Source organism: Streptomyces sp. NBC_01669, assembly GCF_026339735.1.
Taxonomy (GTDB): domain Bacteria; phylum Actinomycetota; class Actinomycetes; order Streptomycetales; family Streptomycetaceae; genus Streptomyces; species Streptomyces yanii.
On the sequence record NZ_JAPEQG010000001.1, the window covers coordinates 2,934,318 to 2,950,953 of the forward strand.

The window sequence follows — 16,636 nt, forward strand, 5'->3', positions numbered from 1 at the left end:
CGCACGCAGGAGCGGCGGTCCGGACCCGTCGACCCAGGGCCTTTCGGGCCATTCCTCTTTCGAGTCGCGCCGGATCAGGGAGCCCGGCGGGATCCGGAGGAAAGGCCCTAGCGGACCTCACAGCGCAGGCTGGCGCCTGCCGTACCCGGTGTGACCCGCAGAACCAGGCGGCGGCCGGTGGCACGCACCTCGATCCCCGGATCGGCGGAGACGACCTCGCGCACCGGACGCTCCCACACCACGTCCACGGGCGTCCCACTCCGGTCGGGTCCGCTCACGCACACCGTCGTCGAGTGACGCCCCTCCCGTACGAGCACGCTTGCCGGGGCCGTGACGGAGAGCGGGCCCGCGGTGCCCGGCTGCCAGAAGTTGGCGGCGGTGAGCCCCAGCGACCGGACGGCGACACCCTGCCGGTCCGCGGTGTTGGCCAGGACGGTCAGCCACTGCCGGTCCGCCGCGCGGGCGGCGAGCGTGCGGCGGGAGGCGCCCGGCATCAGCAGGTAGAGGTACGTGGCGTCGGTCGGGTCGGTGCCGTGGTCGAGCCAGAGGGTCTGCCAGTGGCGGGTGCGCTGCTCGGTGGAACTGGTGGTGTTGATGTCGGACCAGGCTCCGGTCCTGGCCTCCCGCAGCGTCCGCAGGGCAGCGCCGCCGGGCAGCACCCATCCGCCGTGGCCGTCGAGGTGCGCCCAGCGCGGACGGTCCCCGCCGTCGAGGGTGAACGCGGCGGAGGGTTCCGGACCGAGGTTGCGGTTGTCGACGATCGTCTCGACCGGGACCCCGTCGGCGGCGCTGATGCCCGCGCCGAGACAGATGACCGTATCGGCGGCGCAGAACCAGGACTTTCGGGCCTGCAACGTGGATCCCAGGCCCTTGACGTGCTGTCCGACGGCGGCGAACTCACCGTCGTGCGTGCCGCCGACCCACTGGACCGCGGGCCGGGGTTCGCCCCATTCGCCACCCGCGCGGTCGGCGAGGCGCTTGGTCGAGACGGTGGTGCCGGGCAGGCGGTACCAGTCGACGGTCGGCCAGAACCAGTCGGTGTACTGGTCGCCTCCCGAACGCCCCTGCCACCAGTAGAGCATCCCGGCCCCGGTGTGCCAGCCGCGCGGGTTCTCCCCGTTGCCGCATTCGTACGAGCTGATCCGCTCCGACGCCATGGAGAGGTTGGCGACCCAGCCCGGGCGGCGGTGCACGGCCCGGTCCATGGCGGTGAAGAGCGTGTGCCCGACGGGCTCGGGGGCGGCGGGGACGGTGTCGGCGGCGACGGCTGCCAGCCGGGACAGATCGGCGACGCCGAACTGCGGCGCGGTGAGGATCGGGGTGACGGTGTCCCGTTCGATCCACCCCTTCACCATGGCGTTCCACCGGTCGCGCTCGGCGGCCGAGGCGCCACCGGCGAGGAGCGCGATGGCGGCGATCAGCCCCTGCCCGTGGAAATGGTCGCTCCGCGTGACCTTGCGCTCGTCGCTCTTGAGCAGCCCCCGGCTGATGGCCCGGCCGTTGACGCTGTCCATCATCAGACCGTCGTGGATGAGCGGCGCGTAGGCGTGCTCGACACTGTCGAGGATGATCTGCCGGTTGGGGTCGGTGACGGCCCAGCTGGACCCGGCGAGCAGCGCGAAGAGCCGGCCGAGGCCGTCGAGCATGACCTGCCCGTACGTTCCCGAGTAGGCGACCCAGGTGTGCTGGACGAACGACCCGTCGGCGTAGAGGCCGTCCCCCTTCGTCACGTACGGGAAGACGGGCGAGAGGGCGTCGCGGGCCAGGGCGGTCTTCACGGGGTCGCGGCCGAGGATGCCGCGCAGGGCGACGGAACGGCAGAGGTCGACGCGGTTGGCGCCGGTGGACGTGCCGCTGTAGTCGCCGAGCATGGCGTCGGGGATGAAGTGGTCCACCGCGGCGCAGGCGGCATGCCGCTGTTCCTCGGTGAGGTGGTCGTGGAGGACGGCGACGATGTCCATGAGGAGGCGTGGGCTGCCGATCTGCCATTCCCACCAGTTGCCGTACCGGGTGGTGGCGGGGTTGTAGATCGTCGCGGCGAGGTGGTCGAGGCCTCGGACGATGTCGGCGAGGAGCGCGGTGTCACCGGTGTGGCCGGTGCCCGGTTGGGCGTACGCCTGGGTCATGGTCCACAGGCGGCTGTAGCTCGCGGTGATGCCGGACGGCGGGTCGAAGGGACGGTCGGCCCAGAGGGAGGCCGCGGCGGGGGCCATGGTGGCGCGGAACCCCGCGGCGAGTCCACCGGTCTCGGCGAGCCGAGAGGCGTAGGGCTCGGCGGCGGCGTCGTATCCGGTGCCGAGCGCGAGGTCGACCCAGCGCAGCCGGAGGGTGTCGAACTCGCCGGCGGGTGCGGCGGCGTGGGCCTGTCCGGGGAGGGCCAGGCCGAGTGCGGTGGCGGTACTGGTGGCCAGAAAGACACGGCGGGACCAGGCGGGCAGGAGTGACACGACAAGACCTCCGGAACCTCAGTGGTGCGGACCGGGCGCCCGCCGGTTCAGCACGCGCCCGTGGGAACGGGAAGGGGGCGGGGCCGAGACCGGCCCCGCCTCCTTTCACCGCTCATTGCTCATTACTCATTGCTCACCGATCGCTCGGTCAGCTCCCGCAGTGGAACCGCGCGTTGCCCCAGTCCGCGTGGTCGTTGCCGTTGCCGTCGCCGCCGTCCCCGACGACCAGCTCGACGTACTTCGCGCCGGTGACGTCCGCCGTGAGCGACCAGGCGGTGTCGGCCGCCCTCAGCACCGGTGACTTCACCTTCTCCGCGCCGTCGGCCGTGACGCCGAACTGCACGCTGCCCGCACTCCTCTGGACATCGTCCACGCCGACCTCGGCGGTGAACGAGGTGCACTTGCCGCCCAGGTAGTAGCGGATCTTCGCGGGGGCGTGGCTACCCAGGCCCTTGGCGTAGACGGTGCCGCCGATCGTCAGCGGGGAGCCGTCGCCGGCGCCCGTCTCACCGTTGGAGAGGTCACGCTCGACCGGTCCCCAGCCGTTGCTGACGGCGGTCCAGTCCAGGTCGCTGGCCCAGCTGTCCGTGGTGGGCGGCGGCGGCAGCGTCCGCACGGACGTCTGCGCGCCGAGAGTCCGCTTCGCACCGCCGACCGTGTACGACACCTCGGAACTCAGCTGGTACGTCTGGTACGTGGCGTCCACCGGCGGGGTGACCCGCCAGCCGGCAGTGACCTTGGCGCCCGCCGCGACCGAGTCGAAGGCGACCGCGCCCACGGGCTCCGCCTTCCAGCCGTCCGGGACGGTGAGGCTCACCGAGACGCCGGTGACCGGCGTCGCCTCGTAGTTGGTGAAGCTCGCCTCGACGACACCTGCGACGCCCGGCTCCAGGGTCTCCGCGGCCGGGTCGACGCTGAGCGTCCCGCAGGCGGCCATCTCACCGGCCGGGGCGGCGCCGAGGTCGGTCACGGTGAACCCGTCGAGGACGAAGTCGGCACCGTCGGGTGCGTCGTCACGCTTGCGCAGTCCGATCCAGGTGTCACCACAACCCGCCGTGACGGTCTCGGAGAAGTGTCCCGTGGTGCGCTGCTGACCGATCGCCGTGGTGCGGGTCTCGACCGAGTCGGGGGTGCCGTCGGCCGTGATCCGGTCGTATCCGTCGACCCACTCGTAGGCACCGGCGTGGCTGGACTGGTAGTCGTACTCCACCTTGTAGCGGTGGCCGTCGGCCATCGGTACGGTCCAGGGCGCGGTCCGGTAGACGAGCCCGCCGTTCTCCTCGTGGGCCTTGAGGGACTCCTTGCCGCCGATCACGTCGTCGACGAGCTTCCCGTTCCAGCCGGCCTGGGTGTACGGGGCGTGCAGTTGGGAGATGACGGTACGGGGGTCGGTGGAACCGCCCGCGTCGCCCTTGAGGAAGGGGCCCCAGCCCTGGTCGACGTCCTCGAAGTCCTCGTACACGACGGTGTTCTTCTTCGTCGCCGGGGCGTCCGCGACGATGCGTACGTCATCGGCCCGGACGGTGGCGGCGCTTCCCCCGGCCGCTCCTATGCGGAAGGTGGTGCGGCCGCTCGCGGGGGCGGTGAAATTCACCTTGGCCCGCTGGAAGTACGTGCCGTGCCAGTCCGACGCGGCGACGTTGTCCTTGATGGTCGAGCGGTCCACGGCGACGGACTTCCCGCCGGCCGTGAGCGTCGTGTGCCGGGTCTTGCCGGGCTCGACCTCGATCAGTGCGGAGGCGGTGTAGCGCTTGCCGGGCTCGAGGCCGGTGATGCTCTGCGAGAGAGCCGCCGTGCCGGTGCCGGAGAGCCTGGCGCTGTTGCGTCCCCGGCCGTCGGTGTCGCGGGCGGCCATGCCGGTCTTCGACCAGGCGTCGAGCCCGTTGTCGTTGAAGCCGGGGTCGTCGACCGGGGTGCCCTCGCCCCACTTCGGATCGGCGGCGGCGGGTGCGTGGTCCGGGTAGAGGACGTACGGCTGTCCGGCGGTGGCCGTCAGCGTGATCGTCCCGTCGACGGGCGTGACCGTTCCGGTCCTGACCCGGCCGTTGTCGGTGAGCTTGTAGACGGTGTACTTCCCTGCGGACGGCACGGTCCAGCTGCTCGTACCACCGGACTTGCTGTAGTGGTAGAGCTTCTTCCCGCCGTCCCACGGCAGCAGGTAGTCGGTGCCGCTCAGCACCTTGCGGCCGTGGTCGTAGAAGGTCCGCTTGCCGTCCTCGACGGTGCCACGGACACCGCCGGTGAAGGTGATGTCGTTGCCGTCCCAGCGGGTGATCTTCTGGTGCTGGAGGTACTTGGCGGGCAGGTTGCGCTGCCAGATGTTGTCGTAGAAGGCGTTCCAGTCGGTCTCGCCGGTCCAGCCCTCGAATTCGTCGATGGCGGTCTGACCGAGGACCGGGTTGTTGTTCCAGACGTCCTTCTCGCTGTTCCGGATGAACCGGATGATCTGCGAGTTGAGGCCCTTGTTGGTGGCGCCGCCGTAGTCGAGGTCATTGGCCCAGTGCGACCAGAGCGAGCCGCGCTCGAACTTGTCGGCCCACTCGGTGGCGACGTTCCAGCCCTGCTTCTGCACGGACTGGAGGGTCTTGTCGGCGACCCAGCCGTGCGAGTAGTAGACGTCGATGTAGAGCATGCTGAGGTTGGGATCGGTCTCGTTGCGCAGTTGCTGGAAGCGGCGGGCCAGGTTGCCGCTGTTGATGTCGCCCCGCTGGTCGATGTAGTAGCTCTGGCCGAGCCAGTTCCAGCCGGGCCTCGTCTTGTCGACGAGCTTCTCGTCGAAGGCGTTGGCCTCCGCGTACGCCTCGGTGGCGTTGACGTGGACGCCGAATGCGGCGCCCCACTTCTTGCCGTCCTTCAGCAGGGTGTTGAGGTCCTTCAGCCCGCCGGCGCGCTTGTTGTAGTTGCCGCCGTAGTCGGGGTGGGCGGAGTCGTGCCCCTCGGAGGCGTACCCCTTGAGGATCGCCATCTGCCCGAGGCCGTCCGTGGACAGCGAGACCCGCTTGACGTCGTCGAGGGTCCGCAGGAAGGGGTGGGTGGCCTGGCTGGCGAAGTTGAACGGGATGTGGGTGACGACCCGGTCCGCGGTGTCTCCGCTGCCGGGTGCGATCACGCCGATGGTGCGGAACGCGACGGCGCCGTCCTGCCAGTCGACGGTCTTGTCGCCGTTGGCGTCGGGTGTGACGACGACCTTCGCCCAGGGCAGGTCCGCGCCGCTCTCCGGCTCCGGTGCTCCGGCGCCGCGGTAGGTCCACTGCCCGGACCAGACGCCGACCCGGACGCTGCCGTCGTCGGCCTTGCGCGCCTGGTGCCAGAACCGGGCGTCGTCGCCGCCGGTGGCGCCGGACGGCTTGTCGTACGAAGAGTTGGACTCGATGGCCGCCGCGAGCGAGCCGGTGTTGACGATCGCATACGAGGCACCGACCGGCGCCTTGTCCGCGGCGCTGTCCGCGGTGACCTTGGCGAAGACGTCGGCGGTCCGCGTGGAGTCCGGGTCGAGCCGGGTGAACGCGGTGGCGGCGCCGGCGTCGGTGGAGCCGACGGAGACCAGGTCGTGGCCGGGGATGTCGATGGTACCGACCCGGAACGCCTCGGTGTCGCGGACGGCCATCACCTTGAAGGTGGTGGCGCGCCCGGAGACCGAGAGCGAGGCGTCGATCTCGATGCCGGGCAGATCGGGGAAGGTCAGCGTGTACCGGGCGGTCGTGTCGGTGACCTCGGGTGCGGCCTTGAGCTTCACGGCGTGCGCGGTGCCGTTGAGGGTGACCTCGGTGACCGGCTTCGTGGAGCCGGACAGCTGGTTGCCGCTGGCCCGGTCGGTGTACGACAGGACGCGCGGGAAGTCGTCGGCGACAGCGACCGAGAGCTGCGGCGATCCGATGACGGCGGCGTCCGCGGGGACGGCCGTGCCGACTGCGGCGGGTGACAGGGTGGCGGCTGCGGCGGGGAGTGCGGTCCCCACGAGCGCCAGGACGGCGGCTGAGGCGGCGGCTGCAGCGCCCGCCGAAGTGAATCTTCGCGACATGTGCTCTGAGTAGTCCCCGTGTCGGCGCACCGTCAACGACGTACGGCCCCGCGGGGCCCTCCAGTCCAACAACCGCGATGCGTAAGTCCAAGTGGACCGTGCGCAGGCGGGGCGGGTGCGGCGTTCACTTCCTGACCGCCGCACCGACATCTGCGCCGGAGTGACCCGGCAACCACCGTTCTCTCACGCCGAGTTGTGAAGACTTCTCCTTTCTGAGAGCGCTCTCAGTCACAAGTCTTGACGCTTGTCGCAGCCGTCGCAAGAGTGGTGCGCACCGCGGACGCCCCCGGCACCACCTGACCGCACGATCGCCCCGTCCGCGGCCCCCCACACCTCAGGAGTCCCCCCGTGATCTCGCGCAGACTGTTCCTGACGGGCGCCGCCGCCACCGCGACCGCGCTCACCTACCCCACCTGGGGAAGCACCCTCGGCCCCCACGCGTCGGCCGCGGCCGCGACCTGCGAACTGGCCCTGGAGAACCGGTCGTTGCCGGGCACGGTCCATGCCTATGTCACCGGGCACGAGCAGGGCACCGACCGCTGGATACTGCTGCGGGCCGACGGCAGCGTCTACCGCCCCGACTCCCCCGCCTCCCCGCAGACGCCGCTCCCGGTCGATTGCGCCATCCCGCTGAAGGCGGCGGGCGCCGGACCCGTCGTACTGACGCTTCCTCAGATGTACGGTGCCCGCGTCTATTTCGTACGCGACGACACGCTGGATTTCTTCCTGAACCCCGGTCCCGCCCTGGTCGAGCCGGCGTTCGCGACATCCACCGACGCGAACTACGGGCGCACCTGGTCGTTCTGCGAGTTCACCTTCAATCCGCAGCAGCTGTACGCGAACATCAGCTATGTCGACCTGGTCACCGCGCTCCCGATCGGCCTGACGCTGGAGGGCGACTCGACGCACACGGTCGCACCGCTGCCGAACGGCGCCGTGCAGCGGATCGCCGACGGCCTGACCCTGCAGGCGGCGGCCGACGGGCAGCCGTGGGACAGGCTGGTGACACGCGGCGCGGACGGAAGCGTGCTGCGGGTGATCTCGCCGCAGAACCTGATGGCGCCGTACTTCGACCGGCCGGACCAGATGCCCTTCCGGGACCTGTTCACCGCGCAGATCGACCAGGTCTGGGAGAAGTACCGGAGTACGGATCTGCGGATCGATCTCCAGGGCGGGCGGGGCGTACGGACCGGCCGGGTCAGCGGCGACACCCTCCTGACCTTCGACGGCGGCCACACATTCACCAAGCCGGTGTCGAAGGACATCTTCACCTGCAACCACGGACCGTTCACCAACAACCCGGGCGACTCGGACGACAAGAAGGCGCTGCTGGCGCGGCTGGCCGCGGGCTTCAACCGGTCGATCATGCTCTCCCACCCGGACCAGCCGAACGGCACGACGGTGGCGGACTACTACCGGGGTTCGGTGACGAACCACTGGTCGCGCGTGGTGCACGCGAACACCCCGATCGGGTACGCCTTCCCGTACGACGATGTCCGTCCCGATGGGCAGCCGGACGTCTCGGGCGCGGCGAACGACGGCAACCCGCGGCGGTTCACGGTGAGCGTGGGGTCCTGAGGTCCCGGCGGAGAACTGCGGGTGCCCCCGTCCGGTCGCCGGACAGGGGCACCCGCGCGTACGGGCTCAGCAGCCGCCGCAGTTGTAGTACGTCACGTCCCAGTGGTTGCCCTCGTCCGCGTAGATGTTCCCGGAGGCGGACTTGTACTGGGGGGCGCCGTCACCGCGGAGCCCTATGTAGCTGAAGGCGTTGTGGACGTAGTTGGTGAGACAGGTGGACTTGCCGAAGTCGAGCTTGTAGCCGTTCCAGTGCGAATACGTACCGCTGGCGTGCCCGGTCTCGGTGCCGCCGGTGATGTTGAGGGCGCAGCCCGTGGCGCTCTTGAGGGTCTGGGCGCCCTGGGCGGTGGCCAGGTTCAGTTGGTCGAACGAGGTGCAGGTGGAGTTGTTCCGGTCGGAGCAGCCGCCCGAGGACGACCAGGTGATGCCCGACGCTCGGAACATCGACGTCGCCTGTGCGTGCGTGAGCTTGGTGACAGCGTGCGCCTCGGTGGCGCCGCTGCCGAGGGCGCCGACTCCGGGGGCGAAGAGGGCGCCGAGGACGAGGGCGAGGGCGGTCAGGACGGGGCGCAGGGTCATACGGGACACCATGGGGGAACTCCTCCTGCTCATGACAACTGGGCAGGGAGATAGTGCCCGAGTTCTACGCGCGTCCGCCAGAGGGCCTCGCGTGACCGCGAGGTGAACGTCGCCCTTCCGGAAACGAATCGGATCCTTGATGTTGAACTTTGAACAAGATGCGTCTACAGTCAATCTCGTTGAAGGTTAAACATCCACTTCGACTGCCGCTCGATCACGTCCCCCGAGGAGGAGCCATGGCTCTGTTCAACCGCAAGTCCACCGCCACCCCGTCCGCCCCCGCCACCGTCGCCGTGGACCCGGCCCTGACTGCCCTGACCGGCGAGTACGCCATCGACCCGGCTCACAGCAGCATCGGCTTCACCGTGCGTCACGCCATGGTCACCAACGTGCGTGGCTCCTTCGGGGAGCACGAGGGCAGCCTGACGCTGGACGGCGCGGACCCGAAGAACTCGGCCGCCTCCATCGACGTCAAGATCGCCAGCGTCGACACCGGCATCACCGACCGTGACGGCCACCTGGTCAGCGGCGACTTCTTCGACGCCGAGAAGTTCCCCCTCATGACGTTCCGCTCCACGCAGGCCGAGCAGCTCGGCGGCGACAAGTACCGGATCACCGGCGACCTCACCATCAAGGACGTCACGCGTCCGCTCGCCATCGACCTGGAGTTCAACGGCTCCGCCACCGATGTCTACGGCAACGAGCGCGTCGGCTTCGAGGGCAGCGCGGACATCCTCCGCTCCGACTGGGGCCTGACCTGGAACGCGGCGCTGGAGACCGGTGGCGTGATGGTCAGCGACAAGGTCAAGCTGAACTTCGACATCTCCGCGATCAAGGCCGCTCCGCAGGCCTGATCCCCGGAAGTCCTCCGAACCCGAGCGCGCCCGCCCTCCACCCCCCGCCGGCGAGGAAGGCGGGCGCTCGGCATTTCCTTCCTCCGCGGCTCTGACGCCGTCCGGGCCGGGAGCAATAGGCTCTGCGGCGTGACCGAGCCGTCCCACCTGCACGAAACCCGGGCGTCGTACGACACCGTTGCTGTCGACTATGCCGAGCTCGTACGCCCCGCATTCGAGGGCGATCTGCTCGGGCGCGCGATGCTGGGCGCATTCGCCGAACTCGTGCGGGCCGCCGGCGGCGGCCCGGTCGCCGATGTGGGATGCGGACCCGGCCACGTGACAGCACATCTTCACTCCCTCGGCCTGCCGGCATTCGGCGTGGAGCTGTCGCCGGGGATGGTCGAAGTGGCCCGGCGGGACCACCCGGGCCTGCGCTTCGACGTCGGGACGATGACGGCCCTGGAGCTGGCGGACGGCGAACTCGACGGCGTCGTCGCCTGGTACTCGATCATCCACACGCCACCGGAGGTGCTGCCGACGGTGTTCGAGGAGTTCCACCGGGTACTGGCCCCCGGAGGCCACCTGCTGCTCGGCTTCCATGTCGGCGACGAACGACGGCGCAAGGAGGAGGGGTACGGCGGCCACGCCATGACCCTCGACGTCTACCTGTTGCCGCCCGACCGCATCGCCGAGTTGGCGATCCGCGCCGGGCTCGTGGTGCACGCCACACTGGTACGTGGGCTGGAAAGCGGGCGGGCTCCTGGGGCCTGCCTCCTGGTGCGCAAGCCGAGGAATTCGTAACCGTCGAACGGCAGCGGCATCGGATTTTCCGGGCCTGCGGCACATCGGCTGTGACAGTTCATAAAAACCGGACGAGTCGCGCGTCACGGCATCCATTCCGTGGTGTTCCAGCATTGTTCTGAGACACCCCGGGGAGCCATGGGAAATGTGCGGCCATCGCCGCGCCGCTCGCCGTGCGGACAGCCCCGGCACTGCACACCCAAAACGCACCCGTCGCAGGCCCCCTGATGGCCGCTCAGTTCGAGGTGCAGTCACCTTGTGCCCTATCACCCCCTTTCCCACTGTTCGAAAGTTTCGCCTCTCCACCGACTCAAGTCGGATCATGCATGGCTTCTTGACACCCAATAATCAGCCCGCTTGCCGTCACCGCCACAGCGCGCGTAGATCATTTCGATGGAGGGAACAGAGTCCATGGATCGAAAGTTTTCGATCGTCGGCCTGGCCGTGACAGTGGCTCTCGCGGCCACCGTGGCGACGGCCTCTGCGGTGGGAGCCGTGGACACGGAGGGCGTCCGCAAGGCGCCCGCATCGACCGTCGACGCACATGCGCGGCAGCTGAAAAAGCATTGGGTGAATACCTGGACGTCGATGCCGCAGTTGACCGAGCCCAGCAATATGCCGCCTGCACCGTTCACACAGGACAATCTGGTCCTCGCCGACAGCACTCTGCGGCAGACCGTTCATATGTCGGTCGGCGGAAGGCAGATGCGACTACGCTTTTCCAACGCCTTCGGAGGTGCGGCACTGCCCATCACCGCGGTCTCGGTTGCGCTTCCGGCCGGCGGGCGAGCGGGCGACAGTGCCATCCAGCCGGGGACCTCCCGGACGGTGACCTTCCACGGCCGGCCGTCAGCGGTCGTTCCGGTCGGGTCGGAGATCGTCTCCGACCCGTTGGACTTCGAGCTGGAGCCCGGTTCCAACCTTTCCGTGACGATGTACCTGGCCGAGGGCCAGGCGTCCGACAACATCACCTCGCACCCCGGTTCGCGGACCACGTCGTACCTGCGGACCGGTAACCATGTCGGGGACGAGGACCTGGCCGGGGCGGCCTCGACCGCCCACTGGTACTTCCTGAGCGGCGTCGAAGTGTGGTCCGGGACCACCACTGCGGCGGCTGTCATGCTGGGCGACTCGCTGACCGACGGCCGGGGCTCCACCACCAACATGAACAACCGCTGGCCCGACCTGCTGCAGGAGAGACTGCGCTCGCACCCGGATACCGCCGGCACCGCGGTCCTCAATCAGGCGGCCGGCGGCAACCGGGTACTGAACGACGGTCTGGGCCCCAACGCCCTGTCACGGGTGGACCGTGACGTGCTGGCGCAGAGCGGCGTCGAGTGGCTGCTCGTCTTCGAGGGCGTCAACGACATCGGCACGGCCGATGCCTCGGAAGCCGCCCAGAAGCAGGTGGCGGACGATCTGATCGCGGCCTACGACCAGATCGTCGTCCGGGCGCACACCCAGGGCATCCGGGTGTACGGGGCGACGCTGACCCCCTTCGGCGGCAACACCGCGTACGACGATCCGGCGGGATACCGCGAAAAGGCCCGGCAGACGGTCAACGAGTGGATCCGCACCAGCGGCCGGTTCGACAGCGTGATCGACTTCGACCGGGTGGCGCGTGACCCGCAGAAGCCGGGACAGATTTTGGCGGCCTACGACGACGGCGACCATCTGCACCTGAACCCGTCCGGTTACCGGGCACTGGCGGACGCCGTCCCGTCCTGGCTGTTCCGGCAGGAGCCGCTGCCGCGGGACTTCGGCTTCAACTGAAGGCGAGGTCCCCTCGAAGCCGCCACCCGAGTCACCACCGCCCGCCGAACCGTCTGCCGCCCCTCTCGCAAGGGGACACGGGGGACGACACAGGATTCGCCCGGAAGATGACCCCATTGGGCTCTCTGGAGTCGCTGGCTGCCCGCACTCGGTGTGATCTGGCATAGCGCACCGCAACGTGAAGCGGGCGCCGGACGGGCAAGCCCTGGGCTGAAAAGCCGGGCGGCCCTTGCCGATCGACACCGAGAAGTGGAGAAGTCAATGCAGCACAACGAGGGTCAGCGCGTGGAGTACCGGGACGAGAACAACAAGAAGTGCCAGGGCGAGATCACCAAGGTCAGCGGCACCGGCCCGGCGACGACGTACACCATCAAGAATGACAAGACGCACAGTGACGACAGGGTCCGGGAGATGCAGATCGACCAGAACCTGTAGCAACGGCTCCCCCGCTGACGCGCTGCCCCTGAGCCCCGAAGGCCCGGCTCGGGCAGGACGCTGACTCCAGCGAATGCAAGGGCGCCCGCAACCGCGGCACAGCGGCAGTGCGGGCGCCCTCTGCTGCGCGGTGGCCGACGGAGCCGGCCGGTGCGCGGCAGTGACTCTCAGAAGCCGCCGCCACCGAAATCGCCGCCACCGCCGAAATCACCACCCCCACCGAACCCTCCGTCGTCTCCCCCACCGCCGAAATCGGACGCGTCGAAGTCGGAGCCGGAGTAGTCGCCGCCCGCATAGTCGCCGCCGCCGTAGTCCGCCGCGTAGGCCGGGGACGAGAGCATCGAGCCGAGCAGGGTGCCGACCAGCAGGCCGGGAAGGATGCCGCCGCCGAAGTAGCCGCCTGCCCAGGGGCCGTATGCCGGGCCCGCCTCCCAGTACGGGCGGCGGCGGCCGTCGCCGGTGTCGACCGTGCGGCTCAGCGGGTCCTCACCGTCGCGCAGCCGGATCTCGTCCGCGCCGCAGACCGGGACCTCACGGGGCGTGCCGCCGGACGGGGTCCACATCGCGTCGGCCACCGAAGGGCCGTGGCGCGGGTCGAAGAAGCACGGGGGGCGTCGGTCCGGGAGAGGGCGGCCGGTGCGCCGGGCCTCCAGGACGGCCAGGGAGAAGCGGCCGTCCTCCAGAGCCCGGGTGACCCCGCGCACGTCGGAGGGGTGCTGGGCCTTCTCCATGGCCGACTTGGCGCTCTCGTACGAGTCGAGTGCCCGCTCGTAGTCCGCGCGCATCGCGTCGTCGGCGCCCGCCTCCGCCGGGTGGAAGTCGAGGCGGTCGAGGGTCTCGCCGTATGCGGTGATGTCCTCGTCCACGACGACCCGGAGCTTGTCGAGCGCCGCCCGCTCCTCCTCAGCCTTGCGGCGGCGGTTGCGGCGGACGATCGTGTACGCGGCCCCGCCGCCGATCACGGCGATCGCGCCGACGGCGATCAGTGCCGTCACGCCGGAGCCCGTCCCGGTCGAACCACCGCTCCAGGAGGCGGGGGCGTGGCCGCGCGCCTGGGCGACGGCCTGGTCGACGAAGGCGGTGAGCTGGGTCGCGGCGTCGGCATTCGTGCCGGGGGCCTGCAGCGCCGCGGAGAGATTCTGGCGGGCCGCGACGGACATGACCGACCGGTCCGCGCCCAGCTTGAACGTGTCGCCGAGGCGGATTCCGTAGACGCCGGTGATCCCGGTGTCGTTGCGCAGCGTCCGCAACACCGTGGCCTCGGGGAACGCGGAGGTTCGCGGCAGCACCGCCACGAAGACCGGCTTGTCGGCGTCCTTGATCTTCTTGGCCAGGGCGTCGGCCTGGCCGGCGGACAGCTGGTCCGCCGCTGCCGGATCGACGTACACCGGTCCCTGACGGAGGGCCTGGGCCACGTCGTTGATCGTCGTGGCGTTCTGCGCGGTCAGGGCCATGGCCGGCACGGCTGCCGACAGAATCAGCAGCAGGCCGGCCAGCAGGGTGAGGAACAGCCTGTTCCGCATATATCGAAGCTAACCCAGGTGGGCGACAATTGCTCCGCCCGCCCGGATGGGCCTGGTTTCCGCTGAACTCCCAAAGGGCACACGGGCAAAGGGCACACGGGCGCGAGCGTCGGCCGCGGCCCTCGCGAATCCCCCCGCCGCAACGATCGTGCGGTCGTCCGCCACCTCGTATCGACAGGGCCCAGGACCGTTCAGCGGGGGAACAGAGTGCCCGCCTCGGCCTCGAAGAGCAACTCCGGGTCCAGGTCCATTCCGGCGAAGTGGCCGGCCAGCTCCAGGGAGAGCAGGCCATGGAGGCGACTCCAGAAGGCCAGGGCGCGGCGCAGGGTCGCGGGTCGAGCGGTCGGGTGGCCGGCGGCCCAGGCGCGGTGGCCCTCCAAATACGCGTCCAGGGCGGCTTGCTCGCCTGTCGGGGGTTCCTCCGGGCCGGCAGCGATACAGGCGTCGAGCAGCGTCGACATGATCTCCGACGCGATCGCGGTGACGTCCTGCGGTGCCTCGTAACCGGGCACCGGGGTGCCGTAGATGAGGAAGTAGCGGTGTGGGTCCTCCAGGGCCCAGCGGCGCAGTACCTGTGCCAGGCCGGAGAGGTCGAGGTCGGCGGCACCTCGGAACGTGTCGGCGAGGCTGCGGTACGCGTCCTTGATGAGTTCGGTGATCAGCTCGTCCCGGCCGGCGAAGTACCGGTACAGAGCCGGTCCGCTCATGCCCATCTGCTTGGCGATCGCGTTCAGGGAGAGCGCTGACGCGCCCACGCCGGCGATCTGCTCCCAGGCCCGCTCCTTGACCTCCGCGCGCACCTGCAGCCGATACCGCTCTCGGGGGGTCGCCGTACTCCCGGTCATGGGCGCCACCTCTCACTTCCTTCTCGTCACCGCATCACTCGCCTGGTTAGAAGCTATCACTTGCGGCACACCTCATCACGATCGAACGAACCACACGCTTGACACAGATAGGAGAAGTACTCACTCTAGTTACAGCCCCTAACAGTAGCGAGAACTTAAAGCGCAATGGAGGTCGTGATGAGCACTGTCGAGCGCGTCGAGGTCGTCCTGCCCGGCAAGGTCGAGCCGGAGGGGCTGGAGATCCGCTACGGGCAGCCGGTACCCACCCCGGCCGCGGGACAGGTCCTGATCGGCATGGAGGCGACCGGAGTGTCCTTCGCCGAGCAGCAGATGCGCCGCGGCCGGTACTACGACCAGCCGCCGTTCCCCTTCGTCCCCGGATACGACCTGGTCGGCAGCGTGCTCGCCGTCGGCGAAAGCGTCGGCCCGGACCTGCTCGGCAAGCAGGTGGCCGCCCTGACCAAGACCGGCAGCTGGGCCAGCCACGTGGTGCTCGACGCCGCCGACGTGGTCGAGGTGCCTGCCGGTCTGGGCGCTGCGGAGGCCGAGACCGCGGTCGTCAACGGCATCACCGCCTGGCAGATGCTGCACCGCAAGGCGCGCGTACGCGCCGGCCAGACCGTCCTCGTCCACGGGGCCAACGGCGGAGTCGGATCGATACTCATCCAGCTGGCGCTCGGCGCCGGCGTCCGGGTCATCGGCACCGCCTCCGCCCGCCACCACGCCGCGCTGCGCGCTCTCGGCGTGTCCCCCGTCGACTACCGGGGCGGCAATGTCCCTGCTCGTGTCCGGGAACTCACCCCCGAAGGAGTGGACACCGTGTTCGACCACGTCGGCGGCCGCAGCGTCATCGACTCCTGGCAACTGCTCGCCCCCGGCGGCACCCTCGTCTCCTACGGCAGCGCCGCCACCCGCGACGACGAGGGATCGGGGCAGTGGCCCGTACTCAAGCTCCTGGGCCAGGTGTGGCTGTGGAACTGGCTGCCCAACGGCCGCCGCGCATATTTCTTCAACGTCTGGGCCGGCCGCGCCTTCTCCAAGAACCGCTTCCGGTCCCGGCTGCGCACCGACCTCACCCAGGTGTTCACGGCTCTGCAGCGCGGCGAGATCACCGCCCGGGTCGCCGCCGAACTCCCCCTGGCCCGCGCCGGCGAAGCGCTGCGCCTGGCCGAGTCGGGCACGGTCGCCGGGAAGGTCGTCCTCGTCCCGTAACCCCTGTCCGCCACCACCCGACCACCCGCCTCCTCACCGCGCACAAGGAGTACCACCATGCTCGTCTCCCTTCTCGCCAAGGCCGTTGCCCTGCCCGTCGCATTCACGATCGGCATGTCGGGCGGCTCCCACCTCCCCGTGGAGATCGACCACCGGGCCCCGGTCATCACCCGTGACGACATCGTCATCCACGCGCCGCTGAACACGATCTGGAAGATCCAGACCGACGTCGAGGCCTGGCCGACCTGGCAGCCCGATGTCACCGAGGCGGTCAAGCTGACCCCCGGTCCGCTGCGGGCCGGCTCCGTCTTCCGCTGGTCGGTGCACGGCCTGAGCGACATCAACTCCACCGTCAAGCAGGTCTCGCCGCAACGCCGTATCGCGTGGGGCGGGCCGGCACAGGGCATCACCGCGGTCCACGTGTGGACCTTCACCCCGCGCCGGGACGGCGTGCACGTCCACACCGAGGAGTCCTGGGCCGGAGCGCCTGTCGAGGCCGATGTCCCCGCACTCCAGGCCGCGTTGGATGCCTCACTGGACGCCTGGCTCCACAACCTGAAGGCAGAGGCCGAGAACTGACCGTGCG

General features: G+C 69.8%; 12 protein-coding genes. 7 read left to right on the forward strand and 5 right to left on the reverse strand.

Annotation, left to right across the window (positions count from 1 at the left end; genetic code table 11):
• Positions 1-107 precede the first annotated feature (107 nt).
• Together OG972_RS12815 and OG972_RS12820 are read right to left on the reverse strand one after the other, a co-directional pair.
• The gene (locus OG972_RS12815) at positions 108-2,381 is read right to left on the reverse strand and encodes a polysaccharide lyase 8 family protein (protein ID WP_266990447.1); all 2,274 of its coding nucleotides are present in this window, start codon (positions 2,379-2,381) and stop codon (positions 108-110) included.
• 214 nt (positions 2,382-2,595) lie between these two features.
• The gene (locus OG972_RS12820) at positions 2,596-6,468 is read right to left on the reverse strand and encodes an endo-alpha-N-acetylgalactosaminidase family protein (RefSeq protein WP_266981133.1); all 3,873 of its coding nucleotides are present in this window, start codon (positions 6,466-6,468) and stop codon (positions 2,596-2,598) included.
• 348 nt (positions 6,469-6,816) lie between these two features.
• On the opposite strand from OG972_RS12820, the gene OG972_RS12825 reads away from it, so the two are divergent.
• On the forward strand, positions 6,817-8,046 hold the full coding sequence (locus OG972_RS12825; RefSeq protein WP_266981135.1) for a glycoside hydrolase family 64 protein: 1,230 nt from the start codon (positions 6,817-6,819) through the stop codon (positions 8,044-8,046).
• A 66-nt stretch (positions 8,047-8,112) separates the two neighbouring features.
• On the opposite strand, the gene OG972_RS12830 is transcribed toward OG972_RS12825, so the two are convergent.
• Positions 8,113-8,637: a hypothetical protein gene (locus OG972_RS12830; protein WP_266981137.1), complete on the reverse strand. Its 525-nt coding sequence runs from the start codon at positions 8,635-8,637 to the stop codon at positions 8,113-8,115.
• A 224-nt stretch (positions 8,638-8,861) separates the two neighbouring features.
• Between OG972_RS12830 and OG972_RS12835 the strand changes: the two genes are divergently transcribed.
• The 4 genes from OG972_RS12835 (at position 8,862) to OG972_RS12850 (ending at position 12,470) form a co-directional block, all read left to right on the forward strand.
• Positions 8,862-9,479, forward strand: a complete 618-nt coding sequence (locus OG972_RS12835) for a YceI family protein (RefSeq protein ID WP_266981139.1) — start codon at positions 8,862-8,864, stop codon at positions 9,477-9,479.
• A 129-nt stretch (positions 9,480-9,608) separates the two neighbouring features.
• On the forward strand, positions 9,609-10,262 hold the full coding sequence (locus OG972_RS12840) for a class I SAM-dependent methyltransferase (protein WP_266981141.1): 654 nt from the start codon (positions 9,609-9,611) through the stop codon (positions 10,260-10,262).
• A gap of 411 nt (positions 10,263-10,673) precedes the next feature.
• On the forward strand, positions 10,674-12,035 hold the full coding sequence (locus tag OG972_RS12845) for an SGNH/GDSL hydrolase family protein (protein WP_266981143.1): 1,362 nt from the start codon (positions 10,674-10,676) through the stop codon (positions 12,033-12,035).
• Between the two features lie 261 nt (positions 12,036-12,296).
• Complete coding sequence (locus OG972_RS12850) at positions 12,297-12,470, forward strand: hypothetical protein (protein ID WP_266981144.1); 174 nt, start codon at positions 12,297-12,299, stop codon at positions 12,468-12,470.
• A gap of 167 nt (positions 12,471-12,637) precedes the next feature.
• Here the strand turns inward: OG972_RS12850 and OG972_RS12855 are convergent, their stop codons facing one another.
• Both OG972_RS12855 and OG972_RS12860 read right to left on the reverse strand, forming a co-directional pair.
• A complete protein-coding gene (locus OG972_RS12855; RefSeq protein ID WP_266981145.1) occupies positions 12,638-13,993 on the reverse strand; it encodes a hypothetical protein in 1,356 nt (451 codons plus the stop codon).
• Positions 13,994-14,184: 191 nt separating this feature from the next.
• Positions 14,185-14,838 (reverse strand): TetR/AcrR family transcriptional regulator, encoded by a 654-nt coding sequence (locus OG972_RS12860; RefSeq protein WP_266981147.1) that lies wholly within the window; start codon positions 14,836-14,838, stop codon positions 14,185-14,187.
• Between the two features lie 165 nt (positions 14,839-15,003).
• Between OG972_RS12860 and OG972_RS12865 the strand changes: the two genes are divergently transcribed.
• Together OG972_RS12865 and OG972_RS12870 are read left to right on the forward strand one after the other, a co-directional pair.
• Positions 15,004-16,050: a medium chain dehydrogenase/reductase family protein gene (locus OG972_RS12865; RefSeq protein WP_266981149.1), complete on the forward strand. Its 1,047-nt coding sequence runs from the start codon at positions 15,004-15,006 to the stop codon at positions 16,048-16,050.
• Positions 16,051-16,107: 57 nt separating this feature from the next.
• Entirely contained in the window at positions 16,108-16,629 is a 522-nt protein-coding gene (locus OG972_RS12870) for an SRPBCC family protein (protein WP_266981150.1), read from the forward strand.
• The last annotated feature ends 7 nt before the right edge of the window (positions 16,630-16,636 follow it).

Excerpts from the sequence above, each read along its gene's own strand:
- OG972_RS12855 (WP_266981145.1), bottom strand. The coding sequence starts at position 13,993 with ATGCGGAACAGGCTGTTCCTCACCCTGCTGGCCGGCCTGCTGCTGATT.
- OG972_RS12830 (WP_266981137.1), bottom strand. The coding sequence starts at position 8,637 with ATGGTGTCCCGTATGACCCTGCGCCCCGTCCTGACCGCCCTCGCCCTC.
- OG972_RS12865 (WP_266981149.1), top strand. The coding sequence starts at position 15,004 with ATGGAGGTCGTGATGAGCACTGTCGAGCGCGTCGAGGTCGTCCTGCCC.
- OG972_RS12860 (WP_266981147.1), bottom strand. The coding sequence starts at position 14,838 with ATGACCGGGAGTACGGCGACCCCCCGAGAGCGGTATCGGCTGCAGGTG.
- OG972_RS12835 (WP_266981139.1), top strand. The coding sequence starts at position 8,862 with ATGGCTCTGTTCAACCGCAAGTCCACCGCCACCCCGTCCGCCCCCGCC.
- OG972_RS12850 (WP_266981144.1), top strand. The coding sequence starts at position 12,297 with ATGCAGCACAACGAGGGTCAGCGCGTGGAGTACCGGGACGAGAACAAC.
- OG972_RS12845 (WP_266981143.1), top strand. The coding sequence starts at position 10,674 with ATGGATCGAAAGTTTTCGATCGTCGGCCTGGCCGTGACAGTGGCTCTC.
- OG972_RS12870 (WP_266981150.1), top strand. The coding sequence starts at position 16,108 with ATGCTCGTCTCCCTTCTCGCCAAGGCCGTTGCCCTGCCCGTCGCATTC.
- OG972_RS12820 (WP_266981133.1), bottom strand. The coding sequence starts at position 6,468 with ATGTCGCGAAGATTCACTTCGGCGGGCGCTGCAGCCGCCGCCTCAGCC.